The following is a 16,831-nucleotide window of genomic DNA, read 5'->3' on the forward strand; positions in this document are numbered from 1 at the left end:
TCGTGCAGAACCAAGACGCCGCCAGGGTCAGGTTCTTCGGCCTGGACGGGACCATCTCCCTGGGCATCGCCCTGCTCATCGCCGCGGTCGGCGGTGGAGCCCTGGTCGCCATATGGAGTTACCCAGCCCAGAGGCGTACCGGTCTTTTTGAGAAGGTGAGATCGTCTTTACGCCCGTTGCTGATGTGGGCGGCGGTCGGGGTGGGCGTGTCGGGCAGTGCCGAGGGTGGAAGTTGCTCTGACTTTTTGTTCGGCAGCAGGGGTGCAAAGAAGGCGCCCAGTTCCGCCGTTGCGGTGAGAGGCAGGACGTTTGCCACGTACTGGTCGGGGCGGACCACCACTACGACGCCGCCGCGGTCCAGGCCGCGCAGGTCGAAGATGTCCGAGGCGGGATCCGTGGCGTAGACCTTCTCGTGGTCCGTGAGCTGGAAAGGTCCGACTTGGGGTTTGAACACTGCGGGAACGGTGTTGATGTCGATGCTCGTGTGGTCCTGCTGGTAGATCACCTTCAGATCGAACCATGCGTCGGGGTCGGCACCTTCCGGAGTGGCGGCGAGCGGCGATTCGGGTGAGTTGGCGATCCAGTCGGCAAACTCTTCGGTCGGTGACGCGGTTCCCGTTTTCGGGGTTTGGGGTGTCGCGGGGTCGGCGAAGACATAGATGCGCCAGCGGCCGTCCGCCGGTGCGTGATGGCCGAGGTGCATCGGGTTGCTGTCACCCACCCGCACGACAGGCGCGGACTTGAAGCGCTTGCCGATGGGGAAGCCTGTTGCAAGGTGCTGGTGTTCAGGGGCGGCCACCAACACTGAGGGAGCGTACTCGGTCATGAATCCGGCCGGGAACTCGGCGGTGCGGACATAGAAGTCCTCAAGCTCCGAGAGGTCTTCGAACTCCTCCGGCTTTCTGGCCATGAGAGTTGACCATTCCTTGTCGAAGTCGATGAGATTCTTTGCCACCACCTGCCGCTCTTCGGAGTAGGTGGACAGCAGGCTTTCAGGGCTGCGGCCCTCGAGAACGTGGCCGAGCTTCCAGGCGAGGTTGAAGCCGTCCTGCATGGAGACGTTCATGCCTTGGCCGGCCTTGGCGCTGTGCGTATGGCAGGCATCGCCGGTGATGAACACCCGGGGGGTCCGTGCCCCGCGGTCCTCCGGCCGGACGTCGTCGAAGCGGTCCGTGAGCCGGTGGCCCACCTCGTACACGCTGTGCCAGGCGATGTTGCGGACGTCGAGGGTGTAGGGGTGGAGGATCTCGTTGGCCTTGCGGATGATTTCATCGGTGGACGTGCTGCGCACGGCGCCCTTGTTGCGAGGGTCCACCTCGCCTAAGTCAACATACATCCGGAAGAGGTGGCCGCCTTCGCGTGGGATCAGCAGGATGCTGCCGCCGGTTCCGGACTGGATGGCGCACTTGAGGCGAACATCTGGGAAGTCCGTGACTGCCAGGACGTCCATGACGCCCCAGGCGTGATTGGCCTGGTCTCCGGCGAGGGTGCAGCCGATGGACTCGCGGACCTTGCTGCGTGCACCGTCGGCGCCGATAACGTATTTGGCTTGGACAATGCGTTCCTGCCCTTCGTGGGGGCCGGAGGTGTGGAGCAGGGTCACGGCGACGGGGTATTCTCCCTCGTCAGCGACGCTCAGGGAACGGAACTCAAAACCATAGTCGGGGGACATCCGTGTGGGCGAATTGGCCATGAACTCGGCGAAGTAGTCCAGCACGCGGGCCTGGTTAACAACGAGGTGGGGGAATTCGCTGATGCCAGCGGCGTCATCCGGGGTTCGGGCAATGCGGATGATGCGCGAGGGGTCCGTGGGGTCGGGCTTCCAGAATGCCGTCTCGGCGATCCGATATGCCTCGGCGATGATCCGCTCGGCGAATCCGAAGGCCTGGAACGTCTCTACTGTGCGGGTCTGAATGCCGTCGGCCTGGCCAATGGCGAGCCTCCCGGGACGGCGCTCCATGATGCGCGTGACGACACCTGGGAATTGGGACAGTTGCGCGGCCGCGAGCATGCCGGCGGGCCCGGTGCCGACGATCAGCACGTCGACCTCGCTGGGAAGCTCAACTGGCCGGTTGATGCCGACTCCTGCTGCCGGCTGGATCCGGGGGTCCCCGGATACATAACCGTGATGGTGAAACTGCACGGGAAATTCCCCACTTCGTTGTAAGTCGGTCAGCGTCGAAGCTCTTCAGAACTAGACGCGCGTATCTGAAATTTGACTCTCCGCATCTGCGATGCCCCGCCCAATGCCTGTGTCCCTTGAGGTACTCGTCCAGCTGCGACTGAATCAGCCACGGTCAGGGCGTGCGCGGGAAGTCAGTGGTAATCCGGATTCACGGCCCTGCGCAGGCGACAATGCTGCACCTTTAGCTTGTCCGTGAGGGCTGTTGCTCCACCGACGCAATGAGGCGGTGGCTGAATTCTTGGGCCACTTGCAGATGCTCGGGTTTCATGGCACAGGATCTCAGGACAGTGGTGTAGTCACTATCAACCACGACCCATGGATGCTTCCTCGCAAGCCACTTGCTGTCTACCCGATACAGTGCCAAGTGCCAGCCGTCCCGGGCCATGGCCGCGAACGCATCCTCTGTTGCCGCAGATATTTGCCCGGTGGTAGGACGTCGAGGGAAGGCACAAACGATGTCAAGTTCGGGTTCGACCACGAGCTCGGCGCCGTCGGCGGCTCTGATGATGCCAGCTATCTGTAGTGCGGCCTTTCGGCCGTCGGCAATAATCGATCCCATTCCCTCGCGTGACAATCCCAGAGCTTCAACCGTGGCCCAAAATGCGGCGGCGGACGCTCCCGCCCTGGAGCACTCCAGGCTGATCTCCCCAAGATGGAGGTCTGAAGAAGTGAAGTAGGTGTAGGGGGAATTGTGCGAGTAGAGCCTGCCGACGGATGGGTCAGCGAAGAGCACAGATCCGCATCCGTACGGTTGAAGTCCGTGCTTGTGTGGATCTACGACGATTGAATCCGCCCGGCGTATGGCCAGGAAGGGGGCAGGATCAACGAGCGGTTCCGGACCAGTGGCCAGGAGCGTGTGAAATCCTCCATAAGCTGCATCGATATGCAGCCGGGCTCCGAATTCGGCCGCCAGGTCCGCGGCCTCATGGACCTGGTCCAGTGCACCAAGACCGGTCGTGCCCAGAGTCACGACAATGGTCCCGACTCCGCCTCGTGCCAGCCTAATCCTCAGATCCGCCATTGAAAGGCGGCCGAGGTCGTCTTCCGGGATGGTTTCGTGCGGGGTTCCGAGCAACCGGCACATGCGCTCGTGGGTGTAGTGGGCGTTTGTTCCGGACAGTATGACCTTGCCTGGATGCAATTCCCTGGCAACCCAGAGTGCCTCAAGGTTAGCGATAGTACCGGACGAGGTCAGATGGCCCAGATGTTCCTCATAACCGAACATTGCCGCAAGTTTGGCCACGACTTCCTTTTCGAGGACCGCGGTGGCCGGGCCTCCGTCCATGGCATGGTTGTTCGGATTGATCAGTGCCGTGATGGCCTGCGCAACCCAAGCCACAGGGTGCGGGGGCTTAAGGAGTTGGCCGATGTACTTTGCATCCCCGTACGGATACATGTTGGCCAGCCGTTCAACCAGGGAAGAAAGCGCAGCTGTGCCTGATGAGTCAATTGCTGGTCCTCCGGCCCATAAAGTGGAATACGCCTCCAAGTCTTTGGCGCGTTGCCGTAGCTCCTCGATCACGGTGTCGTCCAACCGGACGTCTTGAGCCCTCATGAGTATCTCCTATAGCTCTAGCTGGTTCGGGGAGTCGGGTGGTGCAGCAACAGCTTGCGCAGCAGTTCGGCGAGGATCGACGCTTCGGTTTCGGTGAGCCCCGCGGCCCAGGCCTGCTCGCGCTGGTTGTTGATCCGGAAGAGATCGGCCACCGTTTGCTCGCCTTCGTCCGAAAGCTGCACCACGGTTTTGCGTTTGTCCTCTGGATCCGGTTCTCGGGTAACGAGCCCGCTCTTCTCCAAGGTGTTGAGCAAGCTGGCTATGGAAGCCGTGGAAACGCTGGACAGCCGGGCCAGTTCGTTTGGGTTAACCTGCCCCACCGACTTGATGGTGAACAGCAGGCGGTAGCCGGCAAAGCTGATGCCCATGGGGCGGTGCACCGAGACTTCCATGTCCGTGGTCATCCTGTTGGCGGCTCGGATGAGATTGAAACACAACGCCATGGCGGACGAATTGACGTCCGGGTACAGCTCAAGGGCAGCGGCACGGGCCAGTGATTCGTATTCGGATGACCCTATGCGCTTCATCTTCTGGGCATTGGCAGTCATCCGGAAGGGTTCCTCAGCGGTTGCAGAGTCATCCGCGGCTTCAGCGATCACACTATCTCCAATAACGGTCAGAAGGTGGCAGGTTTATTTGCTAGAAGTCTAGCGTAAATTCAGTAACTGCGCCACCTAGAATTGAAGGTAGTCGGAGAGGCTCGTCCGCCGCCGACCTAATAACGGGAGAAGGCAAGCATCAAAATAGTTATCGGATTCTGATGGCAACGGCTAGATGCTGCTCCGGCTACCTCAATGAATGAGCACACCTCGGACAGGGGAGCCTTCGACGAGCACTGTGCCTAGATAGCTTTCGGGCCCGAACAAACAAGCTAGATGTCTAGTCTCTGGATCGATCACTAGCGAAAGACGAGCTTCCGGGTAAGGTCGGTGGAACAGCAGAGTCGCCCTTTGTGAGCCACTGGACACATCCAGTCCCCAGCACCCGAGCGAACGCCCGGTACTACGCGCTGCGACGGTGAGCTTTGCTTTGATTGTTCCGTCATTGGACATCACGGACTTTGTCTCCGCTAAACCACTGGCCAGACCCTTGGAGGCAACCCGCATAACGCTGAAGGTGCGTAACGCTCTTTCATAGCGAACTCCTGTCGACCAACGCGCCCACTCTGGTCAGGTAGCGGTTTGTTGCGTTCCCACGAACATGCGCGCTTCGGAGAAGGATTCGTTGGACGCGATGGCGATTGGATTCTTTTCCTCGCGTTCGGTGAGGACCTGGAAGAGATGTTCGGCCCCCGCGGCGGTCCAGTTCCATATACCCCAGTCTCGTCAATGCACAGCATCTCGACCCGGCCATAGCGGGCAATGGTCTTGGCGAGGACTTTCTCGTCGGTGGACTACGCGCCCGAACACGGCGTGATCGCGTTCACCGTCCCGGGAATGGCAGCCTTCATCGAACGCCAGCCCAAATCAGATTTTTGCTTGGCCGATAGTCCGCCCGCGCCGGACTAGGCCGATCTTCGACCGATCGAACGAGTGATCGAGGTGAGCGTTTGAGTCCTCAGAGTGAAGGTTGCAACCGCCCGTCTTTGTTGCTTGCCAGACGATATGGGACCGCGGTGTTGCCTATCATCGTTCGTATACCGGCGGACTTCGCCACCGAGCCTCATGCGCGTCGGTGTGCGCTTCCAAGTTATTCACCGGCAAGCGCCGACTGTGAGGGAAGGCGAAGTGGGGCGCCCTCTACGCTGGCGAAGGACCACGCCGACCGCGGCCGCGGCCAAGGCGATGAGGAGCGCGCTTGCAATCAGTCGCCCCGCCGGAGCGGTGGACGCGCCTGAAGCGCGACCAGGGTGCGCGGCATCGCGCTTGTTTCGCGATTCCGCTACTGGGGCAATCGGGTGTCCTGATTCCTCGCCTTCGTCCGTCGTCTTTGTGGCTGCCGGAGTCAGGTGCTGGCTGCGGGTGCTGTTTTCGGACCGGAGGATACCGCGCTTGCGCAGTTCGCTTTCGACTTCAGGGTCCGGAGCAGCTGCGATGCTGTTGGCGGCTACCGCTGCGGGGAGATCTATAAGATAGGGCTTTCCGTAGGCCGCCTCAGATGCCACGGCATCCAGCCAGGCTCCCGGTTGCCTGGACAGGCCGCGCTCGGCGAACGCCTTGGTCAGCATCTCCTTGATTTGCGGCAGGCTCGTGCCACGGGCACGTCTGACAACGTCAAAGATGGCCAGCTGTCGCTGCACGTTATTCGGATTCGCTTGCGTTGGGCTTTCCACAGCCGGCCTCCCTCTTTGGACGGCCCGCACGCCTGCTGGTGCGTGATACCGTTCTGTGAAATTTTGGTTTTCGAGCTGTCTTTTGGTGCTAGGACGCCCGGCACCTAAGGATGTCGGGGGAGAGGTGCAGGGACGGGATTGCGCGGCCTGGCCAAGGCGTCGGTTCCCGGAAAGATTGGATGTCTCGACCGGTTCTTGCCCGCACGTCGGTCCTTCAGTTGCTTTAAGGAGTGCTTTGTCCCGTTGGTACCGCCTCATTCCAGCGGGACACTTCTTCGTACACTGCGGGGAGTTCCGGAGCGTCATCTGGCGGGGTGCACAGTGCCGGCCCCTTTTGGGCGGTGTGCGTCAGGGTGCGCGCGGCTGGGCGAGTCGATGGGCTGTTTCGAGCAGGGCGGCGTGGACGAAGGCCTGGGGAAAATTGCCGCGAAGTTGGCGTTGTTCGATGTCGTATTCTTCGGTGAAGAGTCCGGGGGAGCCGCAGGCGGACCGGTTGCGTTCAAAGAGCCTGACCGCTTCCACGGTGTTGCCTTGCTGGTGCTCCGTAAGTGCCAGGTTGAATCCGCAGAGGAGGAAGGCGCCTTCGGAATGCGCCAGGGGACCTGGCCCGTGCCGGTACCTGTAGACGTATCCGTCGTCGAGGAGTTCTTTTCTCACCGCCTCGGCGGTGGCGAGGGAGCGGGGGTCGCGGGCGGGCAAGGCTCCGCGGATGGCGGGAAGAAGAAGTGCGGCGTCGATCCTGTCGTCGGCGGGTGATCGTGGCCACCTGCCGCTGGGATGGGTGCACGTGGACTGGGTGTGTGTGAGGATCAGACCGGCCAGTTGGTCCAAAGCGGCGGCGTGTGTGGCAGGGGCGTAGCGGGCGATAGCCTTGAGACCGGCGACGCAGCTCAGGCGGGAATGGGTCCACCGTTCGTTTCCGAGTTCCCAGATGCCTGCATCGGGAACGTCCCACTTTGCTTCTATGGCTGCCACTGCCTGTTCGACGGCGAGCCAGTGCACCGTGTCGAGGTGGTCATGGCGCGCGGCTGTAGCAAAAAGCAGCAGGGCTTCACCGAAGCTGTCCAGTTGAAACTGTTTGTTTACCCGGTTGCCCACGGTGTCTGTGCCGCCGGGGTAGCCGGGAAGGTCGAGTGTGTGCTCGTCCGGTACCTTGCCGCCGGTGACGGTGTAAGCGGGCTTGAGGTTGATCCCGTCTGCCAGCAGACGCTCGCTGACGAAGTGGACGGCGCTGTCGAGCAGGTCGGTGGCCGCCCCTGCTCCGGCTGCTTGTCCGGCGAAGCATTGGTCCCGGATCCAGGCGTAGCGGTAGTCGTAGTTGCGTTTTGCCTTGGCTCGTTCCGGCAGGCCCAGGGTGGCGGCCGCGACCATGGCCCCTGTCGAGCTGGTCATCCCGCGCAGGACCGCGTATGCTTGGCGCGCGTCGTCAGGAGCGACAGTCGCGTCCATGGCAGGAACCGAAGCGGCCCAGGCTTGCGCGGTAGCAGCCCAGAGATCGGCGGGTCTCGGCGGTCTTGACGGGAGGGGTTTGCTGGAGAGTTCCAGCACGAGGTGGTGTTCCCCTCCGGGCCCAAGCTGAATATCTTGCCTGAGCATGCCGTCGATCACGTTTGCCTGGCCCATCCCGCTGATCCGGAGCCTCATTCCGGCGCCGCTGGCACCTGACCACACTCCGTCGTTGGACCGAAAGAAATCCACCCCGTTCCGGCCGAATCCGGGCCGGGGTTGAAGGAGGATCCTTACCGGAGCGGTCCCGGAGATGAGTCTGATGTGGCGCATGAGTACAGCCATCGCGGGGTCCCCGGGCATGGCGAGGGCTTCGCGGCATTCGACGATCCCGTCCGTCGTGACCCAGCGGCTGTTCCAGATCAGCGTGCCGTCATCGTAGTGTCCTCCCCAGACATACCGCGGGTTGACGGGAGTCACGGCAAACACCCCGGAACCGCCCACCAGGGACGAAAACACTGCGGGGCTCTCCCACCGCGGGGCGCACATCCAGACCACGTCCCCGCGCGGCCCGATCACGGCGCCGCGTTCCCCGTCGCCGATCAACGCGTAGTCGCGGAGAACGTGGACAGGAAAGAGGGAGCTGCTGCCGTCGGAGTCGATTCCGGATTTCATCTGGCTATGCCTGGATCCGGTATTTTTCGGCGTCCCGTGCCCGCAAGGTGAGTCCGTTGCCTGGCCGGTCGTCCTCGGGCCGCACACTGCCGCCCTGGGGGTCGCCTGTCCCGTCGAAGAACATGTCCTCGATCCGGACGTGGTCGTGGAACCATTCCAGATGACGGAAGTTCAGCGTGCCTGCAGCTGCGGGGACGGTCAGGTTGGGGGCGCAGTGTCCTGAGACTTCCAGTCCGTGGGCCGCCGCCACCGCACTAGCACGGAACCACTCCGTGAACCCGCCGCAGCGGCTCACGTCCACTTGGAGGCAGTCGACGGCGTCGGCCTCGCACATCTGCTGGAAATAGAAAAGGGTAGTGCCGTATTCGCCTGCTGCGACGTCGGCTGTGATGGATCGCCGGACCTGGCGAAGTCCTGCGAGGTGATCGCTGGACACCGGTTCTTCGAACCAGGCCACGTCCTGCTCGGCTGAGGCTTCGGAAACCCGTACGGCTTGTTTCGCGGTGTAGCCACCGTTGGCATCGACGAAGAGTTGGACGCCGGGGCCGATGGTTTCCCGGGCCTGCCGGATCCGGGCCAGGTCGCGGACTGTGTTCGTGCCGCGGTCCTGCCCGATCTTGATTTTCACCCGAGGGATCTCCTGATCACCGGCCCAACCCGCCAGCTGGGTGCGGAGCTGCTCTTCTGAATACGTGGTGAACCCCCCGCTGCCGTAGACCTCCACGTGCGCGCGGGCTGCGCCGAAAAGCCGATGCAAGGGAAGGCCGAGGATCCGTGCCTTGAGGTCCCAGAGGGCACAGTCGACGGCGGAGATGGCGTAAGCGGCCAGTCCGGGGCGTGAAGCGTTACGGACGGTCCGGGCCATGGCTTCGGCCGCAGCGGGGACGTCGAAGCTGTTGAGGCCGACGACGGCGGGCTCGAGGGTGTCCCTGATCAGCGCTGCGCAGGCTGCCGGCGCGTAGGTCCAGCCGATACCGGTCCACGCGCCGGCTGTGGCCTGCACCAGGACCATCGTGGTGGCGTCCCAGGTGTAGGTGCCGTCGGCCTCGGTGGTGCCGGTCGGGACGGTGTATGCCGAGACGTGAAGGGACTTCAGGGTAAGCGTTGAATCGGTCACGGCCATCAATCGTCCCCGTGCGGCAGGAATTCCTGGGCCTTGGTTTTGAGTCCTTCCTTGATGAGGCCCCAGGCGCTGTCGTCGCCCTTCAAGACAGCCTTGGCGCTGTTGAGGGCCTGCTCGAAGGTTGCGTGGGGCGGAATTGGAGGGACGTCGGGGTCGGTGCGCACATCCAGGACGGTGGGCCGGTCTGCGGCGAGGGCTTTCTCCCAGGCGCTCCCGAGCTCGTCGGGGGTGTCGACGTTGATGCCCTGCAGCCCGAGGCCGGACGCGAAGGCAGCGTAGTCGACGTCGGGCAGGCTCTGCGATTCACGGAACGCCGGGACACCGCCCATGGCCCGCATTTCCCAGGTGACCTGGTTCAGGTCGTCGTTGTGCAGGACCGCTACGATCAGGCGGGGGTCACTCCACTCGTGCCAGTAGCGCTGGATGGTGATGAGCTCGGCCATGCCGTTCATTTGCATGGCGCCGTCGCCGGCGAAGGCGATGGCGGGCCGTTCCGGATGGGCGAATTTTGCCCCAATGGCGTAGGGGACCCCGGGTCCCATGGTGGCCAGGTTGCCGGACAGGGATCCTCGGACGTGGCCGTGAAACATCAGCTGCCGGGCGTACCAGTTGGCCGCGGAACCGGAGTCTGCCGCGACGATCGCGTCCTCCGGCAGCCGGTCGGAAAGCTCCGAGAACAGCCGCATGGGATTGATCGGGTTGGCTTCCACCATTGCCTCGGCGCGCATGGTCTCCCACCACCGGGTGATCTTGGATTCAAGGTCGGTGCGCCAGGCCCGGTCCTCCTTTCGTTGCAGATGCGGAATCAGCGCCCGCAGGGCGGCCGCGGAATCGGCAACGATGTTGAATTCGTACGGATAACGCAGTCCGATCATGCCTGGATCGATGTCGATCTGGACACCGCGTGCCTGCCCTTCTTCCGGCATGAACTGGGTGTAGGGGAAACTTGACCCGATGGTCAGGAGCGTGTCGCAGTCGCGCATCATTTCGTAGCTTGGACGGGTGCCGAGCAGGCCGATCGATCCGGTGACATATGGCAGATCGTCCGGCAGGGAGTCCTTGCCAAGGAGCGCCTTGGCAACCCCTGCACCTAGCAGTTCGGCGACTTCGCGGACTTCCGCCGCGGCACCACGTGCGCCCTGGCCGATCAGTATCGCCACTTTGCTTCCGTGGTTGAGCAGCTCGGCTGCGCCACGGATCGCGTCGTCGTCGGGCTGGATTTCAGGCCAGCGCATGTCGAGGCTGGACGGAACCATTTTGAAAGCGTGGGTCGGTGGCGTGTACTCCAATTCCTGGACGTCGGACGGGATAATGACCGCTGTCGGTGTGCGTTTGGCCAGCGCTATCCGCAGGGCACGGTCCAGGACGTTGGGAAGTTGCTCGGGAACCGTGACCATCTGGACATAGTCCGAGGCGACGTCTTTGAAGAGGCTGAGCAGGTCGACCTCTTGCTGGTAGGAACCGCCCATGGCGCTGCGTGCTGTCTGGCCGACGATCGCCACCACCGGGACGTGGTCCAGCTTCGCGTCGTATAAACCGTTGAGCAGGTGGATGGCGCCGGGGCCGGAGGTGGCCATGCAGACTCCGGCCTTTCCGGAGAATTTGGCGTAGCCGACTGCTTCGAAGGCGCACATTTCTTCGTGTCTGGCCTGGACGAACTTCGGCTCATTGCCGGCCTTTCCGAAGGCGGCGAGCACCCCGTTGATGCCGTCACCGGGAAAAGCGAAGACTTTGTCCACGCCCCATTCACGGAGCCGGGCGAGCAGGTAGTCGGCGACCGTTTGTGATGCCATGATCAATCTTCCTTTCCTGTGCTTAGTCTTTCGGCGGTGCGTGCCGCGACCGCCATGATCGTCAGTGCAGGATTCGCGCTTCCCTGGGTCGGAAGCACGCTGCCGTCGGTGATGAACAGGTTCGGGACGGCGAAACTGCGGCACATCGGGTCCACCACGCCGTGATGCTCGTCGGCGGCCATCCGGGCTCCCCCCACCAAATGCGCGAACCGTTTGATCGTGATGACTTCGTCGGCACCGGCTGCCTTCAGGATCTTCTCCATGACGGCCTGGGCGGCACCCATCAGCTGCCGGTCGTTCTCGCATTGGCTGTAGCTGAACCGGGCAACGGGCAGCCCGAACCGGTCGTTTTCGTCAGCCAAGGTGACGCGGTTTCCTTCCAGCGGAAGAAACTCGCAGAGCGCACCGAGGCAGGCCCAATGCGGAAAATCGCTCATATACCGCCGCAGCTCCGCTCCCCAGTGCCCTTGGGTTGACATGCTCGGCCCATGCAATGGGTAGCGGGGAGACGGTCTGGATGGAAAATCCGCGCTTGTAAGGCTTGCCGGGGTCCGTTTCGTAGAAGTCCTCAGTGCTGACTTCAGGTGGGGGGGCCTTCCACATGCGTACTTCGGCGTCGAACCGGCCCGCCGTTTGCGGTGCTCCTTGGACCATCAGGTAACGGCCTACCTGGTCGAAGTCATTACACATGCCTTGGGGGAACCTCCTGGAGGTGGAGTTCAGCAGAAGGCGAGGTGTTTCGATCGAATACCCGGCGACGGCGACCGTGCGGGCACGCTGGAATCGTTCCTTCCCGTGGCGGACATAGTGGACGCCGGTGGCCCTGCCTGTCCGTTCGTCGAATCCGATGCGGGTCACCATCGAATCGGCCCGGACTTCGGCGCCGTGGGCGAGGGCATCCGGAATGTGGGTGATCAGGGGCGAGGCTTTGGCGTTCACTTTGCAGCCCTGAAGGCAGAAGCCGCGGTAAATGCAGTGCGGCCGGTTTCCGAAGCGGCCGTTGGCGATCGCTACCGGCCCGACCTTGGCAGTGATTCCGCACGCCCGTGCTCCGCGGAGGAAGAGCTCTCCGTTGCCTCCGATGGGGTGGGGACGGTGCGGGTACCGGTGCGGCTCGCCCCAGGGCCAGGCCTCTCCGGCGACCGGGAGTTCCCCTTCGATGTCCTCGTAATACGGGCGCAGATCCGCGTATTCGAGGGGCCAATCGACACCGACGCCGTCCGTCGTGAAAGTGCGGAAATCGCTGGGGTGGAAGCGCGGAGTGTAGCCCGCGTAGTGCACCATGGAGCCGCCCACCCCGCGCCCCGAGTTATTCGATCCCAGCGGCACGGGATCCTCGCCGCCGATCACTCGCGGATCGGTCCAATACAGGTCATGCGATCCGGCTTCGTCGCTCACCCAGTCGCGCTCGGGGTCCCAGAAGGGCCCGGCGTCGAGGGCGACCGCCCGCCATCCCGCGCGGGCCAACCGCTGCAGGAGAGTCGAGCCTCCCGCGCCGCATCCCACGACGACGATGTCCAGTTCGTCGCGGTCTTCGAACGTTCGCATGTCCTCGCGCAGGCGATGGATGCTGCCTGGACGAGGCGGTAGCAGCCACGCCGATTCGTTGCGGCTCCGTACCTGGCTCATGGACGGGCTTCTCCGTCCGGAACGACTGGGTCTTCCTGCGGCCTCGCATCGGCCACTTCGAACGGTTCCAGCCTGCCGACACCCAGGTTCTTGTAGCCGCGCGGGTAGGCGGGTCCGCCAAATCCGATTTCATCCCACGCCCAAGGATGCGAGTAGAAGGCCGTGCAGGCGTAACGCGTCCACAGCCCCCACACGTGCCCGGCCGGCATGCCGTGCCACGTCGAGGTGCCAAGGTCCCGGACTGCCCGGAGCACTGCTGCTTGTTGTTCGTCGCTGCACTTGGCGAATATCTGGTTGAAGGATTTCTCTGCCGCCCGATCCAGCGCCACCAACGATCTGCGCCACGCCTCACCGTCTTCCGGCATGTCCTCGTAACGCCAGCCGTCGGTCTGGTTTTCCGCCAGTCGCGCGTCGACAAAATTGACCACTGGTATGCGCGGTTCGGAATGCTGGGCCAGCAGTTGGTCAAACAGCGCTCGGGCGGTGGCCTCTTCCGGGGGAGTGAAGAACCGGATGTCGGCGGGCCGGGCGAGCCGGCCCAGGACGACGCCGGCGGTGGCTTTGTCCCAATGGCCGGATTGGGCGACGGTGCTGAAACCCGGATATCGGCCACCGCCGGCATCCTTGTCCAAAGGAAGCGAGCTCATTGTTCCCGCCTCAGTACCGAAGCGAGCAGCCCCATGCCGCCGACAAACGTCACCAAGAGCGGGGCGAGCAGAGGCGGTCCCATCTCCAGGTTGTAACGCAGATTGGCGAATCCGCCCGGCTTTTGGGCGATGCCGCGGGCGTGGAGGTACGTGCCCTGCAATCCATTGGCGACTATTGCCGCGCTGGCGATCGGCAGCGCAGTTTTGGCCATCCGCCGGCTGAAGACCCCTGCAACGCCGGCCGCGGCCCCCACCGGACCCAGCGCCACCGGAACCCACATCCATTTGTTTCCGAAGCTGGCCTTGTCATGTTCGAAGTAGATCTCCGCCGCCGTCACCAAAGCCCCCGCAGCCGTGAGCCCCGAAAGGGATCTTTCGAATCTTCCCGTCTTCACGTTGCTCACCATGCGGTCAATGAGGTGGCTCACTTCGCCCTCGGCTTCATGTTTCATGGCGTTCCTCCTCAATCAGTCATGTTCGGTGCCGCGGCGCAAACGTTGCTGTCCTGCAACTACCAGGGTGATACTGGGATGCGTGGAGAGAACCGAACACGACGGCGCCGGAGCCCGGATAGATGAGAACCAGATCGATGCGGTAATTCGGGCCGCCAACGTACTGCTGCGCGTTGTGGCGCAGTCGGTCGTGGAAGTCGAGGACATTGTCACGAGTCCCCAGTTGCGTGTGCTTGTCATGATTGCCTCCCGCGGACCGCAGAATCTCGGCGCAGTCGCCGCGGAGCTCGGAGTCCACCCCTCCAACGCCACGCGCATCTGCGAGCGGCTCGTCAATGCGGGGCTGATAGGCCGGCGCGACGACCCCGGTGACCGTCGGTACCGGGCGTTGTCGCTGACCCCCGAGGGAGCCGCCTTGGTCAACACCGTCCTGGAACACCGCCGCAAGGCCGTTGCCGCGGTGATGGGACGGATGCCGGCGCAGTTGCGCGGGGTTTGCGCGGTAGGCATGGATGCCTTTGCGGCGGCGGACGGTGGCGAAGGTACCCAAGACGGCAGGTTCAGCATCGACCTTCACGGGTAATGGCCGCTGCTCAGTGTAGGGACGGGTGCCGATGGCGGTAGTCACTCGAATTCTCCCGCCGCGAAGACCAGAGCAATGACTGCGTTAGCGGTCGCCGGCGTCCGATACCTGCCGTTCAGGGCGGCCAGCAGCACCATGCTCGCGGCGTGCGCCGCATCCACGCTGCCGCCGATGCGGTGGGCGGTACGCCCGGCCCGGGCCGTGAGCAGCGCCTGGGCGATGTGCCGTGCGCCGAGGATCCGGATCACCAGGCGGGCTCCGCGGTCGGGAGCCTCGCCGAGCAGTCGACCGGAAAGGAAATCCGGCGCCAGCAGCTCGCACAAGCCGTATGCCGCCCGCACGACTTCCAGCGGCTTCACCGGTTCGCCGTCCGCGAGAGCGCCCGGCCCGCAATTGCCACGGCCGCGAGAAGTCCGACGGCGGTGGCGCCCACCGCCGCATGGTGCTGGGATGCCCAAAGCTGCGCGCTGCGCTTGGCGGCCCTGCGGTCAAAAATTCCATGCGTCCCGAAATCCTTCGCTGTGTCAGCAGGTTCCCAGAGGTTTACCGGCTGGTCTGCAGCTTGGCGTTCCGAGGTCTGTTGGGCCTTGAAGCCCGTCTTGGCCAGGTAGCGGTCGAGCAGGCCAGGAGCGAAGGAGTTCACGATGAGGGTCCCGGCTGTGCTGCCTCCCACCCAGTATTCGCGCCGTTGTGGATGGTCGGCCGCATACACGACGGCCCGGGCGGCGACCTCCGGCTGGTAGATGGGCGGCACAGGTTGCGCCTGATGCGGAAGACGGGACAAGACCCAGGAAAATTGGGGGGTGTTGACCGCCGGCATCTGGACCATGGTGGTTCGGACCTTGCTCGACTCATGCAGCAGTTCGCACCGCAGTGACTCATTGAATCCCTGGATGGCGTGTTTGGCACCGCAGTATGCGGTCTGCAGCGGGATGCCCCGGTAGGCAAGGGCTGAGCCGACCTGCACTATGACACCACGGTTTCGTGGTCGCATGCGGCTCAAAGCCGCCATGCTTCCGTAGACGTAGCCGAGGTAGCTGACCTCCGTTACGCGCTTGAACTCGGGGGCAGTAATTTCGGAGAAGGGCGAGAAGACAGAGGTGAAGGCGACGTTCACCCAGACATCGATTGGACCAAGCTCGCGCTCAATTCGCTCGGCGGCGGCATCGACCGCGTCGGCGTCGGCGACGTCGACGCGCAAGGTCCATGCTCGCCCACCAGCAGCCTCCACCTCGCGAGCGGCTCCGGCCAGTCCGGCTTCGCCCCGGGCCAGCAGGGCAACGACGGCTCCTTGTTGGCCGAAGGCAACTGCCGCAGCGCGCCCGATTCCGCCGCTGGCTCCGGTGACGACGACGATGCGCCCCGCTTTGTCCATGGTGGCTCCTTGGCGTGTCAGCATTCTTGCCTCAGCATTCCGGCCTTTACGCACGGCGGTGAGGCCGGTCTTCGCTCAGTATTCAATCTAACGGGAATGCTTGCGCCCGCGCAATGGTACGTAGGCTTATAACCTCGTCTTGCCGAGGGGACGGCGCTAGAGCCGGCAAAGATGGCGAGGAACGTTGCGACTGCCAGCCACAGTTCGGTGCGGCCGATAAAAGCGACAATGGGCAGACCGTCCGTCCTCCCTAGATGAATGCTGGCTACGACGTATATGCCAAGGGGAAGAAGACACTCCTGAGCCCGGGCTCGAAGGCCAGCGGCACTCGGCGGATCAGGTGCGCCTTCGCCACCCGGCCGCGAGGAGCACGCGGAAGGGCCAAGAGGCGAGGACCAGAACACTATGGACGAGCCGGCCACTAACCCCCGCGTCGCATCCACCATGGCGCATCGGCCATCTGGATGATCCGCGCTTCGGCGAGGACACTAATCGCCATGGCACCCATGGCCACGCAGTACTGCGGGTGGAAGCCCTCCGGCCGGATGGGTAGGTCATGAGCCGCGGCGAGACGAAGTTCCCCACCGCGGCATACAGGATGAGCCCCACGGACGCCGCCGCGACCGCCACCGACTGGCTGGCCACGCACCACATGAACCACGTGCCGATAGCGTCTTTGATGACTGGCCGTTCGTCCCGGCCCAGCACAGCCGTCCACGCCACGATGTAGCCGAGCGCCACCCAGACGAGCCCCGCGACAACGAGGAGCAGCCCTGTCGCATCCGGCCACCACGTGATCCCGAGCCGCACGCCGAGCACATTCGTCCCGGCGACTAGGGTGCATAAGCCGAACGCCCGGCCGGGGTCTGAGGTCGCGGCGCTTATCCTCGCGGAATCTGACCAGGCGCACGATGCTGAGCGCGCGGATCACGGTGTAGGAGACCGAGCAGACCACGAGGAGGGCCGTCGAGAGCGTGTGGAAGCCTTCGAGCTCGAGTCCCACTGAATGATCCCGCCGGCCATAGTGAGGGCGAAATACCCCGGGGGGTGTCCCTATGTTTTTGTCAAGCATTGGGACGGGTTTTTCTTCGAGATG

15 protein-coding genes and 1 pseudogene are annotated in these 16,831 nt (G+C 63.7%); 1 reads left to right on the plus strand and 15 read right to left on the minus strand.

Going from position 1 to position 16,831, the window contains the following annotated elements:
• Positions 1-118 precede the first annotated feature (118 nt).
• From QRN45_RS00515 to QRN45_RS00570, 12 genes and pseudogenes are all read right to left on the minus strand, one after another.
• Positions 119-2,143, minus strand: a complete 2,025-nt coding sequence (locus QRN45_RS00515) for an FAD-binding monooxygenase (protein ID WP_284762128.1) — start codon at positions 2,141-2,143, stop codon at positions 119-121.
• A gap of 223 nt (positions 2,144-2,366) precedes the next feature.
• A complete protein-coding gene (locus tag QRN45_RS00520) occupies positions 2,367-3,740 on the minus strand; it encodes a pyridoxal phosphate-dependent decarboxylase family protein (protein WP_284762130.1) in 1,374 nt (457 codons plus the stop codon).
• A gap of 17 nt (positions 3,741-3,757) precedes the next feature.
• On the minus strand, positions 3,758-4,339 hold the full coding sequence (locus QRN45_RS00525; protein WP_284762132.1) for a MarR family winged helix-turn-helix transcriptional regulator: 582 nt from the start codon (positions 4,337-4,339) through the stop codon (positions 3,758-3,760).
• Positions 4,340-4,951: 612 nt separating this feature from the next.
• Positions 4,952-5,133 (minus strand): annotated as a pseudogene (locus QRN45_RS00530) (ATP-binding protein); the annotation flags it as partial.
• A gap of 300 nt (positions 5,134-5,433) precedes the next feature.
• Positions 5,434-6,012: a hypothetical protein gene (locus QRN45_RS00535; protein ID WP_284762134.1), complete on the minus strand. Its 579-nt coding sequence runs from the start codon at positions 6,010-6,012 to the stop codon at positions 5,434-5,436.
• A gap of 348 nt (positions 6,013-6,360) precedes the next feature.
• Positions 6,361-8,133 carry a glycoside hydrolase family 15 protein gene (locus QRN45_RS00540; RefSeq protein WP_284762135.1) on the minus strand — a complete coding sequence of 591 codons (1,773 nt, stop codon included), beginning with the start codon at positions 8,131-8,133 and terminating at the stop codon, positions 6,361-6,363.
• Between the two features lie 4 nt (positions 8,134-8,137).
• Positions 8,138-9,250, minus strand: a complete 1,113-nt coding sequence (locus tag QRN45_RS00545; protein ID WP_284762137.1) for an enolase C-terminal domain-like protein — start codon at positions 9,248-9,250, stop codon at positions 8,138-8,140.
• Between the two features lie 5 nt (positions 9,251-9,255).
• Positions 9,256-11,049 carry a thiamine pyrophosphate-requiring protein gene (locus QRN45_RS00550; RefSeq protein ID WP_284762139.1) on the minus strand — a complete coding sequence of 598 codons (1,794 nt, stop codon included), beginning with the start codon at positions 11,047-11,049 and terminating at the stop codon, positions 9,256-9,258.
• Positions 11,050-11,051: 2 nt separating this feature from the next.
• Positions 11,052-11,411 (minus strand): GMC family oxidoreductase, encoded by a 360-nt coding sequence (locus QRN45_RS00555; protein WP_284762140.1) that lies wholly within the window; start codon positions 11,409-11,411, stop codon positions 11,052-11,054.
• Positions 11,404-12,678: a GMC family oxidoreductase N-terminal domain-containing protein gene (locus tag QRN45_RS00560; protein ID WP_284762142.1), complete on the minus strand. Its 1,275-nt coding sequence runs from the start codon at positions 12,676-12,678 to the stop codon at positions 11,404-11,406. Before QRN45_RS00560 ends, QRN45_RS00555 begins: the two co-directional genes overlap by 8 nt.
• The gene (locus QRN45_RS00565; RefSeq protein ID WP_284762144.1) at positions 12,675-13,325 is read right to left on the minus strand and encodes a gluconate 2-dehydrogenase subunit 3 family protein; all 651 of its coding nucleotides are present in this window, start codon (positions 13,323-13,325) and stop codon (positions 12,675-12,677) included. Before QRN45_RS00565 ends, QRN45_RS00560 begins: the two co-directional genes overlap by 4 nt.
• A complete protein-coding gene (locus QRN45_RS00570) occupies positions 13,322-13,777 on the minus strand; it encodes a hypothetical protein (RefSeq protein WP_284762146.1) in 456 nt (151 codons plus the stop codon). Before QRN45_RS00570 ends, QRN45_RS00565 begins: the two co-directional genes overlap by 4 nt.
• Before the next feature lie 82 nt (positions 13,778-13,859).
• Between QRN45_RS00570 and QRN45_RS00575 the strand changes: the two genes are divergently transcribed.
• Positions 13,860-14,360 carry a MarR family winged helix-turn-helix transcriptional regulator gene (locus QRN45_RS00575; protein ID WP_284762148.1) on the plus strand — a complete coding sequence of 167 codons (501 nt, stop codon included), beginning with the start codon at positions 13,860-13,862 and terminating at the stop codon, positions 14,358-14,360.
• A 41-nt stretch (positions 14,361-14,401) separates the two neighbouring features.
• On the opposite strand, the gene QRN45_RS00580 is transcribed toward QRN45_RS00575, so the two are convergent.
• The 3 genes from QRN45_RS00580 to QRN45_RS00590 form a co-directional block, all read right to left on the minus strand.
• Complete coding sequence (locus tag QRN45_RS00580; RefSeq protein WP_284762149.1) at positions 14,402-14,701, minus strand: hypothetical protein; 300 nt, start codon at positions 14,699-14,701, stop codon at positions 14,402-14,404.
• Between the two features lie 14 nt (positions 14,702-14,715).
• Positions 14,716-15,735 (minus strand): SDR family oxidoreductase, encoded by a 1,020-nt coding sequence (locus QRN45_RS00585; protein WP_284762150.1) that lies wholly within the window; start codon positions 15,733-15,735, stop codon positions 14,716-14,718.
• Between the two features lie 336 nt (positions 15,736-16,071).
• Complete coding sequence (locus QRN45_RS00590; protein ID WP_284762151.1) at positions 16,072-16,545, minus strand: hypothetical protein; 474 nt, start codon at positions 16,543-16,545, stop codon at positions 16,072-16,074.
• Positions 16,546-16,831 lie beyond the last annotated feature (286 nt).

Source organism: Arthrobacter sp. efr-133-R2A-63, from assembly GCF_030209795.1.
Classification (GTDB): Bacteria; Actinomycetota; Actinomycetes; order Actinomycetales; family Micrococcaceae; genus Arthrobacter; species Arthrobacter bambusae_A.

Coding starts and splice junctions, on each gene's coding strand:
- QRN45_RS00520 (WP_284762130.1), bottom strand. CDS start 3,740: ATGAGGGCTCAAGACGTCCGGTTGGACGACACCGTGATCGAGGAGCTA.
- QRN45_RS00540 (WP_284762135.1), bottom strand. CDS start 8,133: ATGAAATCCGGAATCGACTCCGACGGCAGCAGCTCCCTCTTTCCTGTC.
- QRN45_RS00550 (WP_284762139.1), bottom strand. CDS start 11,049: ATGGCATCACAAACGGTCGCCGACTACCTGCTCGCCCGGCTCCGTGAA.
- QRN45_RS00560 (WP_284762142.1), bottom strand. CDS start 12,678: ATGAGCCAGGTACGGAGCCGCAACGAATCGGCGTGGCTGCTACCGCCT.
- QRN45_RS00565 (WP_284762144.1), bottom strand. CDS start 13,325: ATGAGCTCGCTTCCTTTGGACAAGGATGCCGGCGGTGGCCGATATCCG.
- QRN45_RS00570 (WP_284762146.1), bottom strand. CDS start 13,777: ATGAAACATGAAGCCGAGGGCGAAGTGAGCCACCTCATTGACCGCATG.
- QRN45_RS00585 (WP_284762150.1), bottom strand. CDS start 15,735: ATGGACAAAGCGGGGCGCATCGTCGTCGTCACCGGAGCCAGCGGCGGA.